This window comes from Cupriavidus sp. L7L, from assembly GCF_004353535.1.
Lineage (GTDB): Bacteria > Pseudomonadota > Gammaproteobacteria > Burkholderiales > Burkholderiaceae > Cupriavidus > Cupriavidus oxalaticus_A.
Genome location: NZ_SMNY01000083.1, coordinates 1 through 5,940, shown reverse-complemented (window position 1 = coordinate 5,940; position 5,940 = coordinate 1). Strand labels below are relative to the sequence as shown.

The following is a 5,940-nucleotide window of genomic DNA, read 5'->3' as shown; positions in this document are numbered from 1 at the left end:
CGAGATTCGGGGGGCATACGTGCTCGCCAAGAAAGCTCGCCCGAAGACACCGGTCACACTCAATCAGATGATTCGGTTGGTTGCTTCCCTTGGTGGGTTCCTTGGGCGGAAGAGCGATGGCGAGCCCGGCGCTAAGACAATCTGGATCGGCATGCAGCGAACCATGGACGCCGCGCTCACCATTCAAGCACTACGGGAAGAGTCCTGACTTCCGTATAAGGAAATGCCTTTAGTGGGGATGAATGTACAGACAATTTCATCCGCCTGCCGGAAGTTTTGGAAGGAACATGTTCCTTTCGAAATTGCGAAAACTCGGGATTTGGACTCGCGATTCGATTCGATTCGCGCTGTGACCGCGCGCAGCTTGTCATGCATTGACTAGACGTGTAGAGTGCAGACACCTCTAGCGTCTTCGACGCATCGACTTGGCGGCCAGATTGCACTGACATTCCGCTTGGGCTACACAGGCCCACTTGGCGGTCCGCCCCGACTCCATTTCTTTCCGCACGCGAGCAGCGTTCTTTCGACATGCATGGCATGTCGCAAGCGCGTTGCCGTACAAGCGCGTCTCATTGGATTCCTTGTTCTTCCGAGCATCGAATAATCGCCTGGCATCCGTCCAGGAAATCCCTTTGACTGTTTCTCGTGAGAAACCATGGAATCCTTTGCCAATAACCTGATCAAGCGCCCGCTCAAGCTCTTCGCCTTTTGCATGGCGCTGTATCTGGCGTCTCAGTCTTTCATCGTCGGTGTGTTTATTGCCGTAGTCGCGTTCTTCTACTCGAAGGAGAAGACGCTGCAGTGGAGCAGGGCTGTACCGGCCGCGCCGAAGGTCTCGATGCCGGAGCACACCTCCATGCCGAAGCCTTCGCATGACCAACCCGCAGAACCTTCCGAGCGGAAGTACGAACGCTCGGCAGTGGTGACGCCAATTCGTCGTACCGGAACGCACGATCGTTCCTAGCCTCTAGCCGCCCAGTCTCCTGGGCGGCCCTATTCCACCTGTCACGGGTACCCGTTACCCGCCGGCAGGTGGGTCTCCGGGTGCCTGTCCGGAGACCATCATGGAATCAACGACAGCAGGATGGCAGCTCGACTTCTTTGGTGAGGCTGCCGTCATCGTTCTCCCCCCTCCCAAGGTCGACCCATTACCGGACCCTTCGCTTTGGACCGAATCGGTACGAGAAGGGATGGTCGACGCCTTGATCAGCCTGGCGTGTGACAGTCGCCGCGGCGACAGCATGCCGGAGTCGCTGATCGACTGCGCTGAGCTGCTGCGCGCCCGTATCAAGCAAAAGCCACTGGAACTGGAGGAGTACTCCATGACTTTGGGCTGGATCTTCGGATACTGGGATGGAGCACTTCCCTATACCTATGTCTGTGCAGTCTGCGGGGTTAGCCCGGAAGTCTTGCAGGACGTGATTCTCAACAATGCCCGTCTGCGTGCCGACCTCGATGGAGTAAAGCGCATGTGCTGCGGGTCTCTTCTTTGAGCCAAACCATGACACTGTTCCAGGTCATCAAGCAAGCCGCTGCCGCCATCATGGGCCAGCCGATTGCGCCGTCTCCGTGCAAGGATGAAGTCCCGGTGGGCACCGGCGCGGACAACGAGTACCAGATCCTGATCAATGGCGTCCCGAACCTGTTCCGTGACGAAGGCGACCATGTCGTTCACTTCGTTGCCGTCTTCGGTAGCCAGATTCAGCATACGGCCTACGGCGACAAGGTCCTGCCGGAAGTCGTTCCGCGCTGGAGCAAGCTCGACCGGCACGAGGGCGCTGGCGTAACGCCGCAGTCCGTGGCCGAATCTGTCATGCGTCATGCGAAAGACCGCCCGCCAGTGGCAGCGTCTGCAGCCCCGGAGAACTCGGCCGAGTCGCGGCAATCAGGACACGCTGACCGTCAGATGCCGCACCGCGCACCCGCCAAGTCGGCGGAGGCCCGTCAAGAAGGGCATGCCTCCCGGTCCAACTACACGGTCGGTACCCTGATCGAGTGGGGCGAAATGGAATTCCCGAATCGCAAGCCTGGCGGCAAGGCGACGTACACATCCTTCGCGGTCAAGCTGGACACTAGTGCCGGTGAGAAGACGCTACAAGGTGAAGGTCTGAAAGACGCCCTGGCTGACGTCGCTTGCAACATCGGCGACCGCGTAGGGATTAAGCGCTTGCACAAGGAGAAGGTGCCCGCCTTCCACCATGGGACCGGGCGCCCAATTCTGGACCCTGCCACCGGCGAACAGAAGCTTTGGGACCGGTGGGTCTGGCAAGTGAACCGCATTCATTGACAAGGAAACAACATGGCATCCGTAAACAAAGTGATTCTCGTTGGCAACCTCGGGGCGGACCCCGAAGTTCGTTACATGCCCAGTGGCGACGCTGTGGCCAACCTTCGCATCGCTACCACCGATCGGTACAAGGACAAGCAGAGTGGCGAGATGAAGGAAGCCACTGAGTGGCACCGCATCTCGATGTTCGGAAAGCTGGCAGAGATTGCCGGCCAGTACCTGCGCAAGGGCTCGTCGGTCTATATCGAGGGCCGCATTCGCACGCGCAAATGGCAGGACCAGTCCGGCCAAGATAAGTACAGCACCGAGATTGTCGCAGATCAAATGCAAATGCTTGGCGGTCGGGTTGGTGCCAACGATGGCGATAGCGATTCCGGAACGGACCGCTCGGCGTCGCAGCAAAGTCCTGCCAGCGCGCAGCGCTCGGCCCCAACGGGTCAGCGCCCGCCGCCAGCGCGTCGGCAGCCCACACAGGCGCCGTCGAACGGCTTCGGGGACATGGATGACGATATTCCGTTTGCCAGGCCTGCCGCGCTGGATGGCATTCCGTTCCGCAACGATGGCGCGCCGATGTACTGATTTGTAGTTGCTCGAAGTACGGTTTTAACTGCTGCTACCGGATCCACCGGCAGCAGCAGTTTCCTTCTCCTGGCCGCCCGGCCATTCCCCCTTCGTTTGCGCAAACGTCATGCTGAAAAGACCTTCTGGCTTCCGCCGGGATGTCTTTTGAGCAAGCGTTCCTCCGCCTGTCACAGGCATCGCCAAACCTACTCCACCCGGAGTCATCCCATGAAAATGAAAGACCTTAGTGAAATTGTTGCAGATTGGTCGTCCGATCGTTGGGACGCCCTGGTAGAGCAGTACTTGCCGGCATCGGCTCTAACCGACGCCTTCTGGCGGGGTCGTCCTGGACCGTGTCCAATGTGTGGTGGGCGCGATCGATTTACCTACACCCGCAAGCGGAATCGCGGCGACTGGATATGCCGCAAGTGCAACGACGGCAGCCCTGCTGGCGGCGACGGTCTTGAGCTAGTCCGGCGATGCACCGGCATGTCTTACTTAGAGCTGAAGTGCCGGCTGAACGGCCAGTCCATTGACCCCCTTCCGGTCGTCTCCCAGAAGCCGCGGCCATCACGACGAGAGGCTATGAGTCCCCGAGATCTGATGCGCTGCGTGATGAAGCAGGTCCATTCTTCGAAGCCGTTGACGGTGGGCGACTATGGCATGCGTTACCTGGCTGCCCGCGTTCCTGGCTTATGTGCACCGCTGCCGCAGGGATTGCGACTAGCCACGCAGGAGTACTGGCATGAGAAGGAGATCATAGGGAGGTATCCCACCATCGTTGCTGAGTATCGTCTACCAGATGGGCGGATTGCGACGGTCCACAGGACCTCGTTGGATCCTCACAAGGCTGAGAAGGCGATGGTCATTTCGAATGAAGGAGAGATTCTGCCCTCGAAGCGAAACTACGTGACAGCGTTGCCGCTTGATGGCGGAGCAGTGCGCCTGATGTCACCGCGTAACGGGGAGATCGGCGTCGCCGAGGGTCTCGAGAGCGCGTATGCCGCGTACATGTTGTTTCGTGTGCCAACCTGGTTCTGTCTGAACCGCGTGGAGCTGAGCAGGTTCGTGGTGCCAGACGGGTTGGGCATCCATACCGTGCACATTTTTGCGGACTTCGACAAGGTAGACCTGAAGACGGGCAAGTCACCCGGGATGGCCGACGCACTGACGCTGCAGAAGCGGTTGCGTGCGGCCGGGTTCAACGTTGTGCTGCATCGCCCGAAGGTCCGTGGTACGGACTTTTGCGATCAATGGCGAACGGAGTACCAACTTCGCCAGATGTCCCAACAGGCTGCCGTCGCAGCCTGACCTTTCCGCTACCGCCTGGTGGCATCACTATCAACCTCTGCCCTGTGGGTCCGCCCCACAGGGGCGGAGTCCCCGCGTGGCAGGTCTCTCTGGAGAATGTAATGCCGCAGAAGGGTTTTACCGTGATCGTCAACAAGCTGCACATCCACGCTATGCGCAGCACGCGGAACCGTGACGTGCAGGCGCGTCAGTCGGAGGCCCAGTTCTTCCATATCTATCGCCTTGACATCCTCTCCCGGCTAGACCCCGGAGATTCCTACTTCTAGCGCCTGATGTCCCAGGCGGGCAATGTTGCACGCGGCGTTCGTGTCGCGATCGTGTACCGACCCGCACGAACTGCACATCCACTGCCTTATTCCAAGTCCGGCCCTACCTTTCGGACTGCTGGGCGGGATAACGCCACAGCACGAGCACGTTTGGGTTGAAAACGCTTCGTTGACCTCTGCGAACACCACTGCTTGCCTGATGGCCTTGTACCGGAGTTGTGTCCTGAACGACGTCCACGCGGCATCAAGCACGGACTTCGCCATGCTCGTTCGTGCCAGCGCCTTCGCGTTCACGTTGCCGACGAAGATTGCTGCATGTTTCCTGACGAGCGCCGACGTTTCCTTGTGGATGGCGTCCTTGCGCTGATTCGCGATACGGGCATGGATAGCCTTCACGCGCTTCTTCTTGCGAGCCCGCTGCGCGATACCAAACGCTGCTTCTGACTCGCGATAGAACTTCTTCGGGTTGAATGACGTGCCGTCGCTGTATGTCGCGAGCGTTTTCAGGCCAAGGTCGATACCGATGGTCGTTGCGCCGTCCGGCATGCGCTTCTCTTCGACCTGTATTTTGACAGCCACGTTGAGATACCAACGCCCGCGCGAGTCCTCATTGAAGCTACCCGCCTTCAGTTCGTACTTCGACAGGCCATACGAGTCCCACAGGCCGATGCTGATGCCGTTGAAGCGGACCTGACCGTTCTTGTATGTCAGTGCCCGCGCCTTGAACGGAACCCAGCCAAGCGAGTATTTCGGGGACTTACGATCGCTCACCCGCCAGTTGAGGCGCTGCCGCTTGAACTGCTTGAGACGCGTCGCAAACTCTTCGCAGACCTGCTGCTGCGTGGCCGAACCGATCGACACCCCTTCGCACTTGCTGAAGCCGTTCGTCAGCGTTTGAAGGTCGAAGCCGGACAACCAGACCTTCGGGCGATTGCAGTACCGCTTGAGGCTACGATACTGGGTCTCATTGCAGAAATTCCAGATCGCATTGACGTCGCGAGCCATCGCAAGCATCGCCTTCGCGTGCTTGTCCTTGATGCGCAGTTTCAACGTCTTTACGGTTTCCATTTTCGCATAGTACATTTTGCCTGCGAAACTGTGCAAGAGCGGGAAAATGGGGCGACCACGAAAGACATATAGCGACTTGCGGCATGGGCGCCACTGCGTATTTGCGCTGCATGTCCACTTGGTATTTGTAACGGAATGCCGGCGCAACGTGTTCAAGAAAGAGCATCTGGACGCTATGCTACGCTGAGAAAGGACGGCACTGCCGTCCGTGCTCTCAACCCATCTCCTTATACAGAAGTAGTACCGTCTCCACCGTGGGGCATGGAGCCTGAGGCCGTGGAAATTTCGAGGTAAGGGGTTGTTAACTTCGCCTGACTCGCGTTTACTGTCGAGTTTTTAGCAGCGATGGGCAACGAGTCGGGGGCATGGGTGGACGAGGAATTTGAGAGCCTGGATCTAGGTGATCCGCGGCGGGATCGGCGCGCCAAGGAGTTGCTCAAGCGGTTT

The 5,940-nt window shown here is 58.9% G+C and carries 9 protein-coding genes; 8 read left to right on the top strand and 1 reads right to left on the bottom strand.

Annotated features, from left to right (window positions below; translation table 11 throughout):
• The 7 genes from E1J61_RS35635 to E1J61_RS37615 all read left to right on the top strand — a co-directional run.
• Positions 1-208, top strand: a 208-nt coding sequence (locus tag E1J61_RS35635; RefSeq protein WP_305791051.1) for an IS4 family transposase, incomplete at its 5' end; no start/stop codon positions are given.
• 447 nt (positions 209-655) lie between these two features.
• Positions 656-964: a hypothetical protein gene (locus E1J61_RS35630; RefSeq protein WP_133098487.1), complete on the top strand. Its 309-nt coding sequence runs from the start codon at positions 656-658 to the stop codon at positions 962-964.
• Positions 965-1,064: 100 nt separating this feature from the next.
• Positions 1,065-1,493: a hypothetical protein gene (locus tag E1J61_RS35625; protein ID WP_133098486.1), complete on the top strand. Its 429-nt coding sequence runs from the start codon at positions 1,065-1,067 to the stop codon at positions 1,491-1,493.
• A gap of 8 nt (positions 1,494-1,501) precedes the next feature.
• A complete protein-coding gene (locus tag E1J61_RS35620) occupies positions 1,502-2,287 on the top strand; it encodes a hypothetical protein (RefSeq protein WP_133098485.1) in 786 nt (261 codons plus the stop codon).
• Between the two features lie 12 nt (positions 2,288-2,299).
• Positions 2,300-2,866, top strand: coding sequence for a single-stranded DNA-binding protein (locus E1J61_RS35615; protein ID WP_133098484.1), 567 nt, complete (start codon positions 2,300-2,302; stop codon positions 2,864-2,866).
• Positions 2,867-3,082: 216 nt separating this feature from the next.
• A complete protein-coding gene (locus E1J61_RS35610; RefSeq protein ID WP_133098489.1) occupies positions 3,083-4,159 on the top strand; it encodes a primase-helicase zinc-binding domain-containing protein in 1,077 nt (358 codons plus the stop codon).
• Between the two features lie 101 nt (positions 4,160-4,260).
• Entirely contained in the window at positions 4,261-4,425 is a 165-nt protein-coding gene (locus tag E1J61_RS37615) for a hypothetical protein (RefSeq protein WP_165971612.1), read from the top strand.
• Here E1J61_RS37615 and E1J61_RS35605 read toward each other — a convergent pair.
• Complete coding sequence (locus E1J61_RS35605; RefSeq protein ID WP_207951304.1) at positions 4,399-5,508, bottom strand: RNA-guided endonuclease TnpB family protein; 1,110 nt, start codon at positions 5,506-5,508, stop codon at positions 4,399-4,401. The genes E1J61_RS37615 and E1J61_RS35605 overlap by 27 nt on opposite strands.
• 330 nt (positions 5,509-5,838) lie before the next feature.
• Here E1J61_RS35605 and E1J61_RS35600 point away from each other — a divergent pair.
• A partial coding sequence (locus E1J61_RS35600) for a transposase DNA-binding-containing protein (RefSeq protein ID WP_133097564.1) occupies positions 5,839-5,940 on the top strand: 102 nt, incomplete at its 3' end.